We start from the raw sequence: 18044 nt of genomic DNA, 5'->3' as shown, positions 1-18044 counted from the left end.
ACCTGCGTTGATGTTTTTCTGATGGCTTATGTCCTCCCCCTGCCGCCGCCGAATTGTTAGGCTCGTGGTTTCGCCCATCCGTGAAGGAACATTCTTCTGGTAGGGCGTTGCTTTGTATTCCCAGTACCTACGAGGAGCACCTGTGACCCAGACCAGCGAGAACGTCACCTGGCTGACCCAGGAGGCGTACAACAAGCTCAAGGACGAGCTTGAGCACCTTACTGGTCCTGCGCGCACGGAGATCTCCGCCAAGATCGCCGCTGCACGCGAGGAGGGCGACCTGCGCGAGAACGGCGGTTACCACGCCGCCAAGGAGGAGCAGGGCAAGCAGGAGCTCCGTGTGCGCCAGCTGACCCAGCTCCTGGAGAACGCGAAGGTCGGCGAGGCCCCGGCTGCGAACGGCGCGGTCGCGCCCGGCATGGTCGTGACGATCGCCTTCGACGGCGACGAGGACGACACGCTGACCTTCCTGCTCGCCTCGCGCGAGTACGCCAGCTCCGACATCGAGACCTACTCGCCCCAGTCGCCGCTCGGCCGCGGGGTGAGCGGCAAGAAGGTCGGCGCGGACGCCCAGTACGAGCTGCCCAACGGCAAGCTCGCATCCGTGAAGATCCTGAAGGCCGTGCCCTACCAGAGCTGACCTCTCGGATCCGACCTTTCGGAATTCACTGCCTCGCCCTTTACGAGCCCCCGGCGCCCTCCTGGCGCCGGGGGCGTCGTCATTCCCCGGGGAGACGCCGCTGTCACCCGGTCGCCCTGCGGTACTTACGGACCGCGAGCGTACGGAAGACAACGATGATCAGGATCGAGTAGAGCAGTGACGCCCACACCGGATGCTGCATGGGCCAGGCATCGGACGGGGACAGGCCGGGGTCGCCGAAGAGTTGGCGGCTCGCCTGCACGGTCGCGCTGAACGGGTTCCACTCGGCGATGTGGCGCAGCCAGGGCGTCATCTTGCTGGAGTCCACGAACGCGTTCGAGATGAAGGTCACCGGGAAGAGCCAGATCAGTCCGCCGGAGGTGGCCGCCTCCGGGGTGCGCACCGACAGGCCGATCAGCGCGCCGATCCACGTGAAGGCGTACCCCAGAAGAAGGAGCAGGCCGAAGCCGCCCAATATCTTCCCGAAGTTGGTCGGGTCCACGGAGCCGGGGCGCCAACCCACGAGCAGCGCGACGACCGCGAGGACGAGCAGCGTCAAGGCCGTCTGCACCAGATCCGCGACGGTACGCCCGGTCAGCACGGCACCCCGCGCCATGGGCAGTGAGCGGAAGCGGTCGATGAGGCCCTTGTGCATGTCGTCGGCGATGCCGGCGCCGGAACTGGCGGTGGCGAACGTGACGGTCTGCGCGAAGATGCCCGCCATCAGGAAGTTCTTGTAGACGTCCAGATCGCTGCTGTCGCCGATCTGCATGGAACCGCCGAACACGTAGGTGAACAGCACCACGAACATGATGGGTTGGATGAGCCCGAACAGAATCATTTCGGGAATCCGGGTCATCCGAATCAGGTTCCGGCGGGCCATGACCAGGGAATCGTTCACGGCGCTCACTTGTCGGTCTCCTTTTCGCTCTGGTTCGCGCCCTGTTTTCCGCCTTGGCTTCCGCTCTTCCCGCCGTTCTCCTCATCCTTCACCTCGGCCAGGTGGCCGGTCAGGGAGAGGAAGACGTCGTCGAGGGTCGGGCGTCGCAGGCCGATGTCGTCGATCTCTATGCCACGGGAGTCCAGTTCGCGGATGACCTCGGCGAGGAGCTTCGCGCCGCCGGTGACGGGCACGGTGAGTTTGCGCATGTGCTCCTGCACGGTGACCTCGCCCTGCCCCTTGCCGAAGGCGGCGAGCACCTCGGACGCGGTCGTTATGTGCTCACGCTCGTGCACGACGACCTCGACGCGCTCGCCGCCGGTGCGGGCCTTGAGCTGGTCGGAGGTGCCGCGGGCGATGACCCGTCCGTGGTCGACCACCGCGATGTCGTGCGCGAGATGGTCGGCCTCCTCCAGATACTGGGTGGTCAGCAGCAGTGTCGTCCCGCCGGAGACCAACTGCTTGATGACCTCCCACAGTTGCTGGCGGTTGCGCGGGTCGAGGCCGGTCGTCGGTTCGTCCATGAACATCACCGGCGGCGAGACGACCAGGGCCGCCGCGAGGTCGAGCCGCCTGCGCATGCCGCCGGAGTAGGTCTTCGCGGAGCGGTCGGCGGCGTCCGCGAGATGGAACTGCTCCAGCAGTTCGTCCGCGCGGGCCTTCGCCGCCTTCGCCTTCATCTGGTACAGCTGGCCGACCATCTGGAGGTTCTCGCGGCCGGTCAGATACTCGTCGACCGCCGCGAACTGGCCGGAGAGGCCGATCGAGCGGCGGACTGCGTCGGGGTGCTTCAGGACGTCGATGCCCGCGACGACCGCCGAGCCGCGGTCGGGCCGCAGCAGGGTCGTCAGACAGCGGACGGTGGTGGTCTTGCCCGCTCCGTTCGGCCCGAGCAGACCGAGGACCGTGCCCTCCGGGACGTCCAGATCGACGCCGTCCAGAGCCTTTACGTCGCCGAAGGTCTTCACCAGGCCTTCGGCATAGATGGCGCCTGGCATATCAGTTCTCCACGTCGTTGAGGATTACCGCAAAAGCCTAGATTTTTCTTCTTTGCGCCGCCCGGCGAAACAAGGGGAGGATGAGAGTGCGGCCGGGCGGGCACAGCGGCGTGACACACCATAACGCGATGTATCGCGTCTCTCAATGCATTTTTCCGAAGCCACCCGTCCGAGTGAGTGACCTCAGTCGATCACGAGGTAACCGGCCTCGCGCAGTGCCAGGCCGACCTCGGCGCAGTGCGCCGGTCCCTTCGTCTCCAGGTGCAGCTCGACCTCCGCCTCCGTGAGCCCGAGCCGCGGATCGGTCCGGACATGGCTCACGTCGAGGACATTAGCGTCGACCACTGACAACACCCCGAGGAGCGTCGCGAGGGCGCCCGGCCGGTCCGTCAGCCGCAGCCGAACCGCCAGGTAGCGGCCCTGTGCGGCCATGCCGTGGCGCAGGATGCGCTCCAGCAGCACCGGGTCGACGTTGCCGCCGGACAGCACGGCGACGACCGGCCCCTCGAAGGCTCGTGGCTCGCTCAGCAGCGCCGCGACCGGGCTCGCCCCCGCCGGTTCCACGACGAGTTTGGCGCGCTCCAGGCAGAGCAGCAGCGCGGCCGACAGCTCGTCCTCGCTGACCGTGCGGACCTCGTCGACCAGCTCGCCGATGATCCCGAACGGCACGTCGCCGGGCCGCCCGACCTTGATCCCGTCGGCCATCGTGACCGGGTTGGCGACCGACACCGGCCGCCCGGCCGCCAGCGAAGGCGGGTACGCCGCCGCGCCCGCCGCCTGTACGCCCACGATCCGTACGTCGGGCCGCACCGACTTCACGGCGACCGCGATCCCGGCGGCCAGACCGCCCCCACCGATCCCGACGAGGATCGTGCGTACCTCGGGGCACTGTTCCAGGATCTCCAGGCCGACCGTGCCCTGCCCGGCGATGATGTCGGCGTGGTCGAAGGGGTGGATCAGCACCGCGCCCGTCCGGTCCGCGTACTCCTGGGCGGCGATCAGCGTCTCGTCGACGACCTGACCGTGCAGCCTCACCTCGGCGCCGTACTCGCGGGTGGCGCTGATCTTCGGCAGCGGGGCGCCGTGCGGCATGAACACGGTGGCACGTACGCCGAGCAGTGCCGAGGCCAGCGCGACCCCCTGCGCGTGGTTGCCTGCACTGGCCGCGACGACACCCGCGGCCCGCTCCTCGGGAAGCAGCCCGGCGATACGGACGTACGCGCCCCGCAGTTTGAAGGACCCGGTCCGCTGGAGGTTCTCGCACTTGAGGTGCACCGGCGCGCCCACCAGCTGGGACAGATGCCTGCTGCCCTCCATGGCCGTCACCCGCGCCACACCCATGAGCATCTTCTGGGCACCGCGTACGTCGTCGAGTGTGACGGGCCTCAAGGAGTGCAAGGAGTCAGCCGTGCTGTAGCTCATGACTCAAGTCTCGCAGTTCACAGGCGCGGGCTCGCGGTGTGACCAAGCACCGAGATCGGTTTTCGCAGCGTCGGTACGGCCCGCCTTTCGGCCGCGTACCCTGTCCCCCAACCCAGCACCCCCTTTGATGAAGCGAGCCCCCGGCCATGCCCACAACACCTGAAATGTCGATGGACATGACGACCGTCGGTGACAGCGGTCTCCTCGACACGTTGCAGCACGAGGTCGCGGTCTTCGCGCGCCGTGCCGAACAGACCCGGCTCGGGGGAGTCGGGCAGGTGCGCAACTCGATGGACCGCGCCGCATATCTGCTGCTCAACCGCCTCGACAAGGAAGGCCCGATGGGCGTCAAGGCGCTCGCCGCGAGCATGGGCATCGACTCGTCGACGGTCACCCGGCAGGTCGCTCCGCTCGTCGACACGGGCCTCGTCAAGCGCACCTCGCACCCCGAGGACGGGCGGGCGGTGGTCCTCCAGTTGTCCCCGCGTGGGCTCTCGCGGCTGGAGGAAGTCCGTTCGTCCAGGCGTCAGTTGATGGCCGAGCTGACGCAGGAGTGGGCGCCGGAGGAGCGCGAGGCGTTCTGCACGCTCCTCACGCGCTTCAACACCGCGCTCTCCGCCCGCCAGGCCTCCCAGGGCATCCCGGTGGGCGAAGCGGAGTCCGCCTCCTGACGTACTGCCGAGGGCTCCTGCTTCCCGGCTATTGACCAGCGGGCGGCACCTATCCTCAGATGAGACCGGGTCCTTGTCGTACGGCGGGAGGCACGGTGCGAGAACGGCAGGTGTCCCCAGGTGCCGGACCGGCCCGGGACTTCGAGGCGTTCGTCGCGGGCGCGGCGGGCCGGCTGCTGCACACGGCCACGTTGCTCACGGCGGAGGCGCCGCGCGACAACCCGCGCGCGCGGCGCCTGCTCACATACGCCTTCGCGCACACGTACGCGTGCTGGGACCGGATGCGCGGCGAGGACCCGTACGACCGGGCCCGCCAGTACCTCGCCGTCCGCTTCGCGCGCGGGGCCTGGCACCAGTACGGCGGCCTCGGCCGGGCACGTCCCCATCCCGGCAGCCCGCTGGCGCTGCTCACCCCACAGCAGCGGCTGATCCTGGTCCTGCGGCTGTACGAGGGTGTGGGCGAGGAGCAGACGGCGGCGCTGCTCGGCCTGCCCACGGAACGCGTGCACCACATCTGCGACCGGGCGACGGCGACGCTTCTGCATCCGCCGCGGGACCCGGCGCCGGCCGTGGCCGGCCCGAAGGTGGTGCCGTCGTGAGCCGGCGGGACCGGGAGATCGCCGCGCGGCAGCGCATGGAGGGGGCGCCGCCTCCGGTGCCGCCCGACCTGTACATGGAGGTCGTACGGCGCGGCAGTCGCATGCTGCGGCGCAGGCGGGCGGCACGGCGGCTGATGTGGTTGCTGCTGGTCGTCGCGGTATTCGTCTTCGCCGTGTGGGCGGCGACGGTCCAGCCCTGGGTGTTGCCGCCGTCGGAGACGACTCCACCCGTGTCGGGCTGGTGAGACCCGGTCGCGGGGACCGGGTCTCGGCCGGTGTCTAGCCGAGGGCCTGCTGGAGGTCCTCCAGGAGGTCGTCGACGTTCTCGATGCCCACGGAGAGGCGTACGAGGTCGCCCGGCACCTCCAGGGCCGACCCGGCGACGGACGCGTGCGTCATGCGTCCCGGGTGCTCGATCAGGGACTCCACGCCGCCGAGGGACTCGCCGAGCGTGAACACCTTGGCGCGGTTGCAGACCTCGACGGCGGCTTCCTCGCCGCCCTGGACCTGGAACGACACCATGCCGCCGAACGCCCGCATCTGCTTGGCGGCGACCTCGTGATTCGGGTGCTCGGGGAGCCCCGGGTAGAGAACGCGCGTCACGCGCGCGTGCCGGGTGAGCATGTCGGCGATCCTGGTGGCGTTCTCGCTGTGGCGGTCCATCCGTACGGAGAGCGTCTTGGCGCCGCGCAGCACCAGCCAGGAGTCGAAGGGCCCGGCGACCGCGCCCATCGCGTTCTGGTGGTACGCCAGCTCCTCGCCGAGTTCCTGGTCGCCGGTGACCAGCGCACCGCCGACGACGTCGGAGTGGCCGCCCATGTACTTGGTCAGGGAGTGCACGACGACGTCAGCGCCGAGGGCCAGCGGCTGCTGGAGGTAGGGCGTGGCGAAGGTGTTGTCGACGACGAGCCGGGCGCCGGCCTCGCGGGCGATCTGGGCGACGGCGGCGATGTCGGTGATGCCGAGGAGGGGGTTGGAGGGCGTCTCCACCCACACGGCCTTGGTCTTCGGGGTGAGGGCTGCCCGTACGGAGGCCGGGTCGCTGGTGTCGGCGACCGACCATTCCACGCCCCACCGGGCGACGACCTTCGCGAAGAGGCGGAACGTGCCGCCGTAGGCGTCGTTCGGGATGACGACGTGGTCGCCGGGGCTGAGCAGCGTGCGCAACAGGCAGTCCTCGGCCGCCAGTCCGGACGCGAACGCGAGACCGCGGCGACCGCCCTCCAGGGCCGCGAGGTTCTCTTCGAGGGCGGTACGGGTCGGGTTGGCGCTGCGGCTGTACTCGTAACCGCCGCGCAGCCCGCCGACGCCGTCCTGCTTGTAGGTCGAGACCTGGTAGATCGGCGGGACGACCGCGCCGGTGAGGGGATCCGCGGTGTTGCCCGCGTGGATCGCGAGAGTCTCGAAGTGCTGACTGATGTGCCTGTCGCTCATGTGCACCGAGGGTAGTCCGCCCGGCGCTTTGGTGACGGCCACGGCCCCGGGGACGGCGGCGGAGGCGGGGCTGAGGCCCTGGGACCGGGCGAGCGGGCCCGGGGGCCGGGGGGTTCCAGAAGGGCTCCGGGAGGCTCCGGAGGGCTTCCTGTGGCCTTTGTCCCGGCCGGGTTGGCCAATTGTCGGAGGCGTCTGGTTCGCTTGAGGCATGGAGATTCTCTGGGTCCTGATGGCGCTGGTCATGCTCGGCTTCGTGGTGCTGCCGTTCGTACGGCGCAGGAGTGCCGGTATTCAGCAGGTCGCCCCCGGTGACCCGGACGCCGCGGACCCGGCGAACTACGGCTTCGTCCGGCAGGAGGCGCTGGACATCCGGATGCCCGGCCCCGACCAGGATCTCCTGGACGTCCTGGACGTGGTGCAGCGCACGCAGGACTACAGAGCCGCGGCACAGCTGCTGGCAGGCACGGAGAAGGACGGCGAGCGGCGCTGGCAGCGCGTGCAGGCCTTCGCGGGCGCCGCGTCGCTGGAGCTGCGGCAGCGTCCCGGCGGGGTGAGCGAGTCACCGGGCGGCCAGTGGCTGCGGGTGTGGCGGACGGAGGTGCCCAAGGACGCGGGCGGCGCGGCGGTGCACGCGGAGTTCCTGGTGCAGCAGGCGTGGCGGACGTCGACGCCCGGCACCGACGAGTTCCGGATCATCATGGAGGAGGCGAAGGCCGCGTGCGCCGACGCGGCGCTCCTCTCCCCCGGCGACCCGGTCCCGTACATCGTCGAGCTGTCGGTGGCGCGCGGACTGGCGTACACCCGGCCGGAGTTCGAGCAGCTCTGGCTGAAGATCCTCGACCGCGCGCCGGAACACATGGGGGCGCATCTCGCGGCCCTGCACTACTGGTGCGAGAAGTGGCACGGCTCGCGCGCGCTGGCGATGTCGTTCGCGGAAGCGGCGGCGGCCCGGGCTCCGCAGGGCTCGCTGCTGGCGGCGATGCCGTTGTTCGCGGTCTTCGAGCACATGCCCGAGCTGAACCTGGTCAGCGGCTTCTACCAGAGCGAGGTGGTGACGAAGTCGATCCACGGCGCGATGTACGCGGTCCACGCGGCCCGGCCGGAGGACCCGATGCTCGCTCACGTACGCCATCTGCTGATCTTCTTCCTGGTGCGCTCCGAGCGCTGGGCGGAGGCCATGGGGCAGTTGGTGCACGTCGACGGCCACGTGGGAGCCCTCCCCTGGACCCTCACCGCCGACCCGGCGGCGGAGTTCGCGGTGTACCGGGCGCTGGCGGTGGCGGGGTACGAGGCGAACGGTGGAAGCCCGGCGACGCTGCTGCGGTGAGGGCGGTGGCGGAGCGCCGGCGGTGACGGTCGTGGTGCCGGCCAGCGGCGCCCGCGGGCAGTCGCAGTGCCGGTCGCAGACACGGCCGCGGGTAGCCGCAATGCCGGTCAAAGGCGCCCGCGGGTAAGGGAAAGAGGGCAGAGAACTCCCCTCCTGACATCTTGGTTCCCACTCCGTACCCGGTGGCATGATCATGTCTTGCCTGCCCGCGTGCCCGTAGGCGATACTCCGCTTTCCCCCACCCGCCGGTCATGACCCCACCGCTCGGCCGCGCGCCCTTCCTACCGTCCCCGTTCCCCGTGGAGGGATCCCGGCCCGATGGGCTCGACCCTGCGCGCGCTGCGCGCTCTTGTACTGCTCGCCGGCTTCTATCTGCTCGGCGTGCTCCTGCTGGCGGCGCTCGCCGGCACCGACCACCTGCTCTTCGCGCACGCCCCGGCCGCGGTCGCGACAAAGCTGACCGCCGTCTCCGTGGTGCTGGCGATCCCGTTGGTCCGCGGCCTGCTCATGCTGCGTACGCCGAAGGGCGAGGAGCCCGCCGGCCTGCCCGTGACCGAGGCCGAAGAGCCTGAACTCTGGCGTACGGTGCGGGAGTTGGCCGCCCAGGTCGGCACCCGCGCCCCGTCCCGCATCGTGCTCACCGGCGACGTCAACGCCGCCGTCGGCGAGGACGCCCGTCTACTCGGCCTCCTCCCCGGACCACGCCGGCTCTACCTCGGCGTACCCCTCATGCAGGGCCTGACCGAGGCCCAGTTGCGCGCGGTCCTCGCCCATGAACTCGGCCACTACGCGGGCTCCGACACCCGCCTGGCCGCCCTCACCCTGCGCGGACGCGTCCAACTCCAGCGCACCATAAGGAACTTCGAGGAGCGCGCGGGCAGCACGGAGGCCCGGGAGCGGGCCCGGCAGGAGCGGAAGAACGCCAAGGCGGAGGCCAGGGGCAAGGAGGCACGGGAGATCGACACGGGCGGCGCGGGCGTCACGTACCGGGCGCTGGCCCGGATCTACACCGCGTACGCCAAGCTGTACCTCCGTGCCACGCTCGCCGACTCGCGCCGCCAGGAGTACGCCGCCGACGCCTCGGCCGCCCGGATCGCCGGCCGTGACGCCACCGCGTCCGCACTGCGTGAAATCCCGGTGCTGACCGGCGCGTTCGGGTTCTACGCGCGCAGCTACGCCACCCTGGGCACCGACGCCGGGCTGCTGCCGCCGCGCGGTGAGGTGTTCGGTGGCTTCGGCCGGATGCTGACCGCCCGCCAGCTCGAACTGGCGGGGATGCGCAGCGAGTTGCCCACGGAGGCGACCTCGCCGTACGACTCCCACCCGCCCGTCGCCGACCGGGTACGCCGTATCGAGCTGCTCCCCGCCGACGGCCGCGCGGACGAGGCCCACGGCGCGGCCATCGCCGTCCTGGCCGACGAGGAGCGTACGTTCGCCGCGCTGGAGGACGCGGTACTGACGGACGAGGTGCGGCAGTTGCGGCGCACCGCCGACTGGCAGGAGCTCCTCGACGGCGCGATGGCGGGCAACCTCGCCGCGCTCAACACCCCGCTGCACCGGGCCCTGGCCCTGTACACGAAGGACCGCCCCACCCTGCCGGCGCTCCTCACCCTCATCGACAACGGCCAACTGTGGCAGCTGGCACGCCGGTTGCCGCTGTCGGACGAGGCGGTCGCGGCGAAGGGGCGTGCGTTCCGCGAGTTCGTACGCCCCACCCTGCACAACTCGCTGCACAGCATGGTGATGGCGGAGTTCAGCGCGCGGTCGCGGATGCGCTGGGAGTTCTCCTGGGAGCAGTCGGCGAAGGCGCGTCTGCTGCCGGCGCCGGGCAGCACACCGGCCCCACCGGCCGACGGCGCCCCCGGGCTCGACGCGGCGATCGCCATCGCCGTGGACACGGCTCTCGCCGATCCCCCGGACACCGCCCCGCTGCGCGCCCTGCTTCCCCCCGCTCCCCGCTCCCCCCGAGAAACGGACGCTCCCCGATGACCGTACTGCTGTGGATCCTGGGCATCCTGGCCGTGCCGACGCTGATCGTCGTGCTCTGGCTGGGCGGGGTGTTCGTCAAGGAGTTCGTCGCTCAGATGAAGGGCACGGCCGGCGGCGAGGGCGACGACGGCGCCGAGGCAGCCGAACAGCTCGGGCTGCTGCCCGCCGAGCGGCAGAACACCGAGTACGCGGGGCCGTTGCCGGCCGGATGGGAGGCGGCGCTCGACGCGGTCCGGCGTGGTGGCGACGGCAGTTGGAAACCTGCCGCGGAACTGCTGCGCGGCATCGGACGGGACTGGGACCGCCGTTCCCTCGCCTCGTACCTGCTGGCGGACATCGCCGCCGAGGACGACGCCTGGCTGCTCGCCTGGGAGGCGGACGGGCCTGGCGGTCCCGACGACCCGGACGCGGCGCTGGTCCGCGCCCGCAGCACGGTGATCCTCGCCTGGAACATCCGGGGCGCCCAGCGGGCCAAGAACACGACAGGCGAACAGTTCGCGGGCTTCCACCGGTTGCTGCAGCGCTCCCGCGAGGAGATAGCTAGGGCGGCGGCGCTCAGCCCGGACGACCCGACCCCGTACGTCACGGAGATCTGGACCGCGCTCGGGCTCGGCTACCCGCACTCCGAGATGGACAAGCTGTGGTCGGAGCTCACCGCCCGCGACCCGTACCACTACGAGGCACACTTCTCGGCGCTGCAGTACTGGTGCAAGAAGTGGCGCGGCTCGGAGCAGCTCGCTACCGAGTTCGCCGAGCGCGCGGCGGCGACGGCCCCTCTGGGCAGCCTGCTCACCGTCCTCCCCCTCATCGCCCACTTCGAGCACGACGAGTCGGACGACAACGCCGCCGACCGCACCCCGGAGATGATCGCCCGAGTGAACGCCGGCCTCGCCGACGCCGCAGCGGCAGACCCGGCCCACCCGCGCCTGCCGGAACTCCGCCACCTTCTGGCGTACTACCTCTCCCTCCAGGACCGCGACGAGGCCGCTGTCGAGCAGTTCAGACTGGTCGACGGGTACGTGGACGCCCTGCCGTGGCGCTACCACGGCACCGGGATGACGGCACGCTACTGCCGCATCCGGAACCTGTCGGCGCAGGCGGTCGTGTCGGCGGGGGCCGAGCAGGAGGCGACGGGGGCCGGGCCCGGGGCGAGCTGACCCGGCCGACCGCAGCGCCTGGGTACGGCCCGAACGTGGGCGTCACCGCCTCGGCCGGTCGGCCGCCGCCTTCCGCCGGGCCCCGGGCGGTCAGCCCTCCGTGCGGGCCGGCAGCCGCCATCCCGGGCGCGGGAAGTGGCAGGTGTAGCCGTTCGGGTAACGCTGCAGATAGTCCTGGTGCTCGGGCTCGGCCTCCCAGAAGGGGCCGACCGGCTCCACCTCGGTGACGACCTTGCCCGGCCACAGTCCGGAGGCGTCCACGTCCGCGATCGTGTCCTCGGCGATCCGCTTCTGCTCGTCGTCCACGTAGTAGATCGCCGAGCGGTAGCTGAGACCGATGTCGTTGCCCTGGCGGTTCTTGGTGCTCGGGTCGTGGATCTGGAAGAAGAACTCCAGGAGCGCGCGGAAATCGGTGCCCGCGGGGTCGAAAAGGATCTCGATGGCCTCCGCGTGCGTGCCGTGGTTGCGGTACGTCGCGTTCGGGACGTCCCCGCCGGTGTATCCGACCCGGGTCGCCGTCACGCCCGGGAGTCGGCGGATCAGCTCCTCCATTCCCCAGAAGCATCCACCCGCCAGCACTGCCCTCTGCGTCTGCGCAGTCATCGAGGCCCCTCCAATTCCTGTCGGCTCGGTCACTCGGGCTGTCCGGCTCGCACACCGCCGGCCTTCCATGCCCTCTCCCCACAACGCGCGAGAGTTCCAGGCGATTCCGTGCCCGTCCGACCGGCCCAGCGCTAGCAGCCGTGGTCCCGCACCGCCGGACCGCGTGCGCAGCCATCCGTACACGGCTTTCCCCCGGGCGTACGAGGTACGGCTACCCCTACGGGCTGGTGGGCCCGTCGACGGAGGGAACCCGAGGGACGGCGGAGTTGGGGTCGAAGCCCGCGAAGGCCAGGCCGATCACGAAACCCGCCACCTCCTCCAACTGGCGGACGCGGTCCAGCGCCCCCAGGGTCGCCGGGATCCCGCCGACGTCACGGACCAGTTCACCGACGACGTCCAGTGCCGCCGTGTCGTCGCCGCACATCGCCACCGTCACACGGGAGTGACCGTCGTCGGGCGGGCTCGTCCACCGGTCGGCGGGAAAGAGATGGAACGCCTTCACGACCCGGGCTCCGGGAGCGAGCCCGGCGATCCGCCCCGCCATCGACTCCACGTTTCCGGTGAGCAGAGTGCCGACACCGTGTGCCACAGCGTTCGTGGGATCGATCAACGGCGTCCCGTCGAGTACGCCGTCTGCCGCGCCCACCGATTTCAGCGTGTCCTCGACGCCGTCCCATGACACGGCCAGCAGCACCGCATCGCGCCCGACGACCACCTCGCGCGGCGACACGGCGAGCACGCCGTGCCCCAGCCGCTCGGCAAGCCTCTCCGCCTTCACCTGCGACCGCCCGCCGATCGCCACCTCGTGCCCCGCCCGTGCCCACCCCTCGCCCAGGGCCGCCGCGAGTGTCCCTGTTCCCAGGATCCCGATACGCATGGTCGCCGCCTCTCAAACAGTGCTTGCCCGGGTAGGCACGGTATGCAGGGCGTTACGCACTGATCGGTAGGTGACCAGCACACGATGATGGACGGCGAGATGACTGACCACGACGTTCACTGCCTCGACTTTGTCGCCGACTGCCGCCTGCGCGCGGCCACCGATCTCTTCACCCACACCTGGGATCCCGTCGTACTGGCGGCTCTTCGCCTGGGGCCGCGCCGACGCCGTGAGCTGCTCACCGCGATCGGCGGCATCAGCGACAAGGTTCTTTCCGAGTCCCTGCACCGTCTGCTCGCCGCCGGACTGCTCGACCGCCACGCACACGCCGAGGCGCCGCCGCGCGTCGAGTACGCCCTGACCGGCTTGGGACAGAGTCTGGTCGAGGGCCCGATGACGGCGCTCGGCCACTGGGCGGTCGAGCACGCCGACGAACTTCTCAAGGCCCGGGAGAGCAGTACCTCAGGAGGCTTGTGACCCTGCTGTCCTTGCTGAAACCGGAGGCGTTCCTGCCGGCCGGTCCGGGACCGGCGGACGCTTTCCCGAGGCTGCGGAGGCGATGGTCCCGGCAGCCGCGGAGATGCGCACGACGGGCGTGGTCCCAGGCCGGCGGTGAGCAGCCATGCCGGTGCGTCGCGAGTACCCATAGGGTGCATCCGTGACTGCCACGTTGAGTTCCTCAAGAGCCCGCGCCGCGCTCCGCACGACGGCGCGTGCCTCCGCCGAGTCGCTGCTCATACTGTTGATGCTCGCCGTGGCCCTGTGGATCCTGGGCCGGATGTGGTCGGTCGTCTGGCCGCTCGTGGTCGGCCTGTTGCTGACCACACTGACCTGGCCACCGACCCGTTTCCTGCGTCGTCGCGGATGGAAACCCGCGCTGGCCGCATCGACCGTGACCTTGCTGTTCCTTCTGGTCGCCCTGGGCTTCGTGGCACTGATCGCGGTACCGGTGGCGTCCCAGTCCGGCGAGCTGACCGACGGCGTGGTCGAAGGCATCCAGAAGCTGCGCGAGTGGGCCGCCGGGCCGCCGTTGAACATCGGTGACGCCCAGATCGACAAGGCCTTCGACACCGCGGTCTCCCGCGCACAGGACGGCCTGGGCAGCGTGGTCGGCGTTGCCGTCACGGGAGTGAGCACCGTGGTGAACGGCTTGGTCACCGCCGTCCTGGCTCTCTTCCTGATGTTCTTCTTCCTCAAGGACGGCCCGCGGTTCCTGCCGTGGCTCGCCCATCAACTCCCCGGCCGGCTCGCCGTCGACGTCCCGACCGTGGCCGCGCGCGGCTGGGACACCCTGGGAGCGTTCGTACGTTCCCAGGCGATCGTCGGCCTGCTGGACGCCGTCCTGATCGGCCTGGGCCTGTGGATCCTCGGGGTACCCCTGGTGCTCCCGCTGGCCGTGCTGACCTTCGTCTCCGCGTTCGTGCCGATCATCGGCGCCCTGTTCGCCGGTTTCGTCGCCGTTCTCATCGCGCTGGTCTCCAACGGCCTGACGGACGCGCTGATCGTGCTGGCCATCATCGTCGTGGTGCAGCAGCTTGAGGGCAACGTGTTCCAGCCCATGATCCAGAGCCGTGGGCTCGGTCTCCACGCGGGCGCGATCCTGCTGGCGGTGACGCTGGGCGGCAACCTGGCCGGCATCGTGGGCAGCCTGCTCGCGGTCCCGGTCGCCGCACTGATCGCGGTGGTCTGGAACTACGTGCGCGAGCAGCTCAGCGAACCGTCACAGGATCCGGGAACCGACGAGTCGGACGCTGGAGCGGCTGTCCCGTCGTAGGGCCCCATAGAGGCCCCAGGAGCGGCCGAGGGTGCCCATGCCATGTGGAAGCGCCACCAGCAACCGGAGCGCGCGTGCCAGTTGGCGTTCGCGGAGCCGCGGAGAACCCGGCCGAGTGCGCCGCCTCCCCGTTACCGACCCGGTCACACTGGGCCAAGGCGCCGTCCACCAGGACGAATCCGGCTTGTCGAACCTGGCGCGCCTCCGGTAGTACACGCAAAGCACTCCTGCCCTCTCAGGCATAAAGAAGTGAGCGTCCCACAATCTCGTCCGCAGCCGTCAGCAGCCGTGAATCGAGGCCAACTTGCTTTGGTCTGAGGAAAGTTGAGATGAATCTGAGATTCCGCAGGTATCGCCGTGGACTCCGCATGTGAAGATTTCCCAGTACAGGTGTGTATCACTGGTTGGCTGAGCTGGTGATTTCAGGCGCCGAACTCCCACGCCCTTCGGTGAAGCGCAAGAGACTCTGGAAAGACAGTGAGGACAGGGCTACTGTCCGTGGCCCCAGAGATCTGAGGTACGAGCTCGCCACCGCGCACAAGGCTCCCAGGCCATGAAGTACGACGATCGGCGAATCCCGTACCGACTTGCCGAAGGGACATAGTAATGATCAACCGGTTTGCGAGAAGAGCCCTGTCCGTGTTCGTGACATCGAGCTCGGAGCCCGCCGTGGCGGCCCCTGACCGAACGTCGGCGCCCGGTGGAACCGCCGTGGTCGCAACCGGCCAGTGGGCGTAGCCCGAGGAGACCGCTCTGGTCGCCGCTCATGAGGACGGCGCCCAGACCCTGCTGGCGAACAAGGCCCTTTGGCTTCCCGCGTGAAGCGCACGAGCTGTGAGAATCGCAGACCGCACCCTTGGGTGGGGTTGCAGCGCGTAGTGAAAGCGTGCCCTCGCAGCGACTCTTCTCCACCTGCTGCCGCGCCCCGACAATATCGGCGCACGGGAGCTGACACATTATTGGCCGCACCGCCTGTCAAGTTCGCCGACGCATCCACCCGATCTGCCACGCGGTATTCGCCCCCCCTTCTGCTCATGCGCCGATTCCGTAAGACAGTCACGTCAGGAGCCGCCATGAACCATCCGGGAAAACTGTCACGACTCAGACACGCCCTAGGGCTGGTCCTCTGCATAGCCCTGCTCCCTCTGACAATGGGGAACACTCCGGCTTTTCCGTCCGACCGCGAAGAAATTCAAGCAGCATCGGAAAGCGCGCCCGCACGGTCGGACCGCCCTAAGAAGGTTTCGGTCAAGACCGACGGTCCGGTCGCCATCACTGGACGCACCAGCGACAACTCCTCACTGGAGGAGGCTTCGTTCAGCGTATGGGTCAGTCCCAACCAGCACATCCTCGGGAAGATGAAGAAGGGCGATGCCGTCCCCCGGCTCCGCCTCCCTGAAAGGGCAGTCACTGTAAGCGGGAACGAGTTCGCAGTTACGCTGCAGCGAAGCCACCTGGGACGCAAATACATCTCGGATGGGAATTTGGTCCACTTCGAGATCGAGATCTACGATCCGAAGACCCAGCGTGTCGCGGTTTCCGGAGGATCAGTTCGCTCCCTCGACACAAGGGAATCCGAACTGCCATGGGCCGATCCGATAGAAACTCCCGAGAGCACCCCGATAACCAGGCAGTCGACAGAGGATCTGAATCCCGTTCTCCTGGACGTGAAAATGATCAAGAGTCCGGAGAAAATCAGCCGAACGATCAGCGCTTCAGAATACGAGCCCTGCTACAACAAGGTTTTTTCGAGCCCGGGAAAGGTTTGGGCGGACATCGGCGAGACCTTCCCGCTGGATGACGGGGGAGGTGGAATGAAGTTCTCCAATGAGGCAACGACCACGTACGAATCGGCAATTAGCATCGGAGGCTGGACCCCTTCCGGCTCCGTGACCATGTCCAGCGGAAAAAACTTCGAATGGCCGGCATCCGGTGTCACCGCAGGAGCAAACGCAGGAAAGCCAAGGAAGTACGAAGTAGAGGTTGAATACTACCGCTACACCTGCTACAACTCCGGCGGCTTGGAAATGTGGCAGAGCTGGGAACCGCACGAGCACACAGGGGGAAACAACGACGAACCCATCAGTCGGCCGGACTGGATCGGCCAGGACATGGGCAAATGCACTGTGGCCACCGCTCCTGTCTGGGGGAGATGGGATTCAAGCGGGGGATCAGTCGGCCTTGCCTACACCAAGGAGTGGGGCGTTGGTGCAAAAGATGCCCTGCAGATCGGCATCGATCTGTCGGTAAAGCGCGAGTGGTCCGACAAGGCCGAGATCACTTACGCGATGACAGAGGGTGCCAACTGGCTGTGCGGAAAGGACGACAACCCAGGCCAGGCCAGCAGCATCGCGCAGTACTCCAAAGTGGTGCAAAAGGTTTGCGACAACTTCCAGTGGCCCATAGCGAAAAACGTGATGGCCAAGGCGGCGCCTGAGAATACGTTCAACAACTACGCGAAGAGTACTCCCAACGGATGGACCGGCGGGGACTCCACATACTCGGTCAGAATGCCTGACGGGAAGATCCTTTGGATGTTCTCGGACACGTTCCTCGGCCCCTTGAACTCCGATGGGACCAGACCGACAAGCGCTCCGCTCATCAACAGCTCCTTCGTGACTCAGGACGGAAGCCAGCTCAGGACCATCACTGGTGGAACCACCTCGAACCCACGGGCAATCATGCCTCCCCCGAGCGGTCCTGAACTGGATTGGTACTGGCTTGGTGACGGGATGATCGGAAGCACGGACGGGAAGGACCGACTTCAGGTCATCTTTCACCTGTGGGAGAAGTTCGGTCCCGACCTGTGGGACTTCAGGCTCAACCGCATGGTCGTCGCTACCTTCGAACTGGGGAATCTGACCGACCCGATATCCGTCCAGACGATACTCAGTACATCCGAATCCATAATTCAGTGGGGTGCCGGTATCGTTCCGGCGTCTCAAAGCGGAGACGGATACACCTACATCTATGGCATCAAAGACTCGCCAATCAATAAGAATCTGCGGATTGCGCGCGTCAAGGGGAACGACCTGTCGAAGGTCGATGACTGGATGTTCCTCAATCAAGAAAAGCAAGCCTGGATGCCGATGGAGTGGCAGGGGAGCAACGTACTGGTAGGGGTCGCGAACGAGCTCAGCGTCACCAAATGGAGGAACGGAGGATTTGTTCTCATCAGCCAGAACAGCACCGAGGGGTTCAGCAACAAGATTCGCATGTGGGCCAGTTGTGGCCCGTTCGGCCCGTTCGGATTCACGGTCGGGAAGGACGTGATCTACGAAATGCCGGAAACGGGCATGTTCGGAAGTTACGGCGATCAGAACATCTTCGCCTACAACGCACACGTCCATCCGGCGCTCGCATCCGGTGACCTCTGGACTCTGTCTTACAACGTCAACAGCCTGGACGCGACAGTCGGAGCCCAAGGCGCTCATTACCGAGATCCCAGCATCTACAGACCAAGGTTCATCTCATTCACCATCGCGCCGGAGACCACTGCGCGATCTGCACCTACACTCGCCGATGCGAGGCTACAACCACCGACGAACAGCGCGGCCGCCAGTCCGTCCTGCAAGACATGCAAGGGTGTTCCCTCCAGGTAAGTGAGGAACCG

Annotated in this window: 16 protein-coding genes; 10 read left to right on the top strand and 6 right to left on the bottom strand. The window is 68.3% G+C overall.

Going from position 1 to position 18044, the window contains the following annotated elements; genetic code table 11:
• Window positions 1–142: 142 nt before the first annotated feature.
• A complete protein-coding gene (gene greA, locus OHN74_RS28095; protein WP_327697361.1) occupies window positions 143–640 on the top strand; it encodes a transcription elongation factor GreA in 498 nt (165 codons plus the stop codon).
• A gap of 103 nt (window positions 641–743) precedes the next feature.
• On the opposite strand, the gene OHN74_RS28090 is transcribed toward greA, so the two are convergent.
• From OHN74_RS28090 to ilvA, 3 genes are all read right to left on the bottom strand, one after another.
• Window positions 744–1523: an ABC transporter permease gene (locus tag OHN74_RS28090; RefSeq protein ID WP_327700310.1), complete on the bottom strand. Its 780-nt coding sequence runs from the start codon at window positions 1521–1523 to the stop codon at window positions 744–746.
• Window positions 1524–1546: 23 nt separating this feature from the next.
• Complete coding sequence (locus OHN74_RS28085) at window positions 1547–2578, bottom strand: ATP-binding cassette domain-containing protein (protein ID WP_327697360.1); 1032 nt, start codon at window positions 2576–2578, stop codon at window positions 1547–1549.
• A 183-nt stretch (window positions 2579–2761) separates the two neighbouring features.
• Complete coding sequence (gene ilvA, locus OHN74_RS28080) at window positions 2762–4000, bottom strand: threonine ammonia-lyase (protein WP_327697359.1); 1239 nt, start codon at window positions 3998–4000, stop codon at window positions 2762–2764.
• A 164-nt stretch (window positions 4001–4164) separates the two neighbouring features.
• On the opposite strand from ilvA, the gene OHN74_RS28075 reads away from it, so the two are divergent.
• From OHN74_RS28075 to OHN74_RS28065, 3 genes are all read left to right on the top strand, one after another.
• Window positions 4165–4671, top strand: a complete 507-nt coding sequence (locus OHN74_RS28075; RefSeq protein WP_327697358.1) for a MarR family winged helix-turn-helix transcriptional regulator — start codon at window positions 4165–4167, stop codon at window positions 4669–4671.
• 95 nt (window positions 4672–4766) lie between these two features.
• Window positions 4767–5270 carry a sigma factor-like helix-turn-helix DNA-binding protein gene (locus OHN74_RS28070; RefSeq protein ID WP_327697357.1) on the top strand — a complete coding sequence of 168 codons (504 nt, stop codon included), beginning with the start codon at window positions 4767–4769 and terminating at the stop codon, window positions 5268–5270.
• The gene (locus OHN74_RS28065) at window positions 5267–5515 is read left to right on the top strand and encodes a hypothetical protein (protein ID WP_327697356.1); all 249 of its coding nucleotides are present in this window, start codon (window positions 5267–5269) and stop codon (window positions 5513–5515) included. The genes OHN74_RS28070 and OHN74_RS28065 overlap by 4 nt, the downstream gene beginning before the upstream one ends.
• Before the next feature lie 34 nt (window positions 5516–5549).
• Here the strand turns inward: OHN74_RS28065 and OHN74_RS28060 are convergent, their stop codons facing one another.
• Entirely contained in the window at window positions 5550–6704 is a 1155-nt protein-coding gene (locus tag OHN74_RS28060) for a cystathionine gamma-synthase (RefSeq protein ID WP_327697355.1), read from the bottom strand.
• A 208-nt stretch (window positions 6705–6912) separates the two neighbouring features.
• Between OHN74_RS28060 and OHN74_RS28055 the strand changes: the two genes are divergently transcribed.
• From OHN74_RS28055 to OHN74_RS28045, 3 genes are all read left to right on the top strand, one after another.
• Window positions 6913–8031 (top strand): hypothetical protein, encoded by a 1119-nt coding sequence (locus OHN74_RS28055; protein WP_327697354.1) that lies wholly within the window; start codon window positions 6913–6915, stop codon window positions 8029–8031.
• Window positions 8032–8349: 318 nt separating this feature from the next.
• Window positions 8350–10020 (top strand): M48 family metallopeptidase, encoded by a 1671-nt coding sequence (locus tag OHN74_RS28050; protein ID WP_327697353.1) that lies wholly within the window; start codon window positions 8350–8352, stop codon window positions 10018–10020.
• On the top strand, window positions 10017–11177 hold the full coding sequence (locus OHN74_RS28045; RefSeq protein WP_327697352.1) for a hypothetical protein: 1161 nt from the start codon (window positions 10017–10019) through the stop codon (window positions 11175–11177). Before OHN74_RS28050 ends, OHN74_RS28045 begins: the two co-directional genes overlap by 4 nt.
• A gap of 90 nt (window positions 11178–11267) precedes the next feature.
• On the opposite strand, the gene msrA is transcribed toward OHN74_RS28045, so the two are convergent.
• Together msrA and OHN74_RS28035 are read right to left on the bottom strand one after the other, a co-directional pair.
• Window positions 11268–11780, bottom strand: coding sequence for a peptide-methionine (S)-S-oxide reductase MsrA (msrA, locus tag OHN74_RS28040; RefSeq protein WP_327697351.1), 513 nt, complete (start codon window positions 11778–11780; stop codon window positions 11268–11270).
• Window positions 11781–11997: 217 nt separating this feature from the next.
• Window positions 11998–12657, bottom strand: a complete 660-nt coding sequence (locus OHN74_RS28035) for an NADPH-dependent F420 reductase (RefSeq protein WP_327697350.1) — start codon at window positions 12655–12657, stop codon at window positions 11998–12000.
• A gap of 99 nt (window positions 12658–12756) precedes the next feature.
• On the opposite strand from OHN74_RS28035, the gene OHN74_RS28030 reads away from it, so the two are divergent.
• From OHN74_RS28030 to OHN74_RS28020, 3 genes are all read left to right on the top strand, one after another.
• Entirely contained in the window at window positions 12757–13134 is a 378-nt protein-coding gene (locus tag OHN74_RS28030) for a winged helix-turn-helix transcriptional regulator (RefSeq protein WP_327697349.1), read from the top strand.
• Window positions 13135–13315: 181 nt separating this feature from the next.
• Window positions 13316–14431: an AI-2E family transporter gene (locus OHN74_RS28025; RefSeq protein WP_327697348.1), complete on the top strand. Its 1116-nt coding sequence runs from the start codon at window positions 13316–13318 to the stop codon at window positions 14429–14431.
• Between the two features lie 1073 nt (window positions 14432–15504).
• Entirely contained in the window at window positions 15505–18033 is a 2529-nt protein-coding gene (locus OHN74_RS28020) for a hypothetical protein (RefSeq protein WP_327697347.1), read from the top strand.
• The last annotated feature ends 11 nt before the right edge of the window (window positions 18034–18044 follow it).

It is taken from the genome of Streptomyces sp. NBC_00459 (genome assembly GCF_036013955.1).
In the GTDB taxonomy this organism is placed as follows: domain Bacteria; phylum Actinomycetota; class Actinomycetes; order Streptomycetales; family Streptomycetaceae; genus Streptomyces.
This window is presented reverse-complemented; position numbering and strand designations above follow the sequence as displayed.

Excerpts from the sequence above, each read along its gene's own strand:
- OHN74_RS28090 (WP_327700310.1), bottom strand. The coding sequence starts at position 1,523 with ATGGCCCGCCGGAACCTGATTCGGATGACCCGGATTCCCGAAATGATT.
- OHN74_RS28085 (WP_327697360.1), bottom strand. The coding sequence starts at position 2,578 with ATGCCAGGCGCCATCTATGCCGAAGGCCTGGTGAAGACCTTCGGCGAC.
- ilvA (WP_327697359.1), bottom strand. The coding sequence starts at position 4,000 with ATGAGCTACAGCACGGCTGACTCCTTGCACTCCTTGAGGCCCGTCACA.
- OHN74_RS28075 (WP_327697358.1), top strand. The coding sequence starts at position 4,165 with ATGTCGATGGACATGACGACCGTCGGTGACAGCGGTCTCCTCGACACG.
- OHN74_RS28060 (WP_327697355.1), bottom strand. The coding sequence starts at position 6,704 with ATGAGCGACAGGCACATCAGTCAGCACTTCGAGACTCTCGCGATCCAC.
- OHN74_RS28055 (WP_327697354.1), top strand. The coding sequence starts at position 6,913 with ATGGAGATTCTCTGGGTCCTGATGGCGCTGGTCATGCTCGGCTTCGTG.
- OHN74_RS28050 (WP_327697353.1), top strand. The coding sequence starts at position 8,350 with ATGGGCTCGACCCTGCGCGCGCTGCGCGCTCTTGTACTGCTCGCCGGC.
- OHN74_RS28045 (WP_327697352.1), top strand. The coding sequence starts at position 10,017 with ATGACCGTACTGCTGTGGATCCTGGGCATCCTGGCCGTGCCGACGCTG.
- msrA (WP_327697351.1), bottom strand. The coding sequence starts at position 11,780 with ATGACTGCGCAGACGCAGAGGGCAGTGCTGGCGGGTGGATGCTTCTGG.
- OHN74_RS28035 (WP_327697350.1), bottom strand. The coding sequence starts at position 12,657 with ATGCGTATCGGGATCCTGGGAACAGGGACACTCGCGGCGGCCCTGGGC.
- OHN74_RS28030 (WP_327697349.1), top strand. The coding sequence starts at position 12,757 with ATGACTGACCACGACGTTCACTGCCTCGACTTTGTCGCCGACTGCCGC.
- OHN74_RS28020 (WP_327697347.1), top strand. The coding sequence starts at position 15,505 with ATGAACCATCCGGGAAAACTGTCACGACTCAGACACGCCCTAGGGCTG.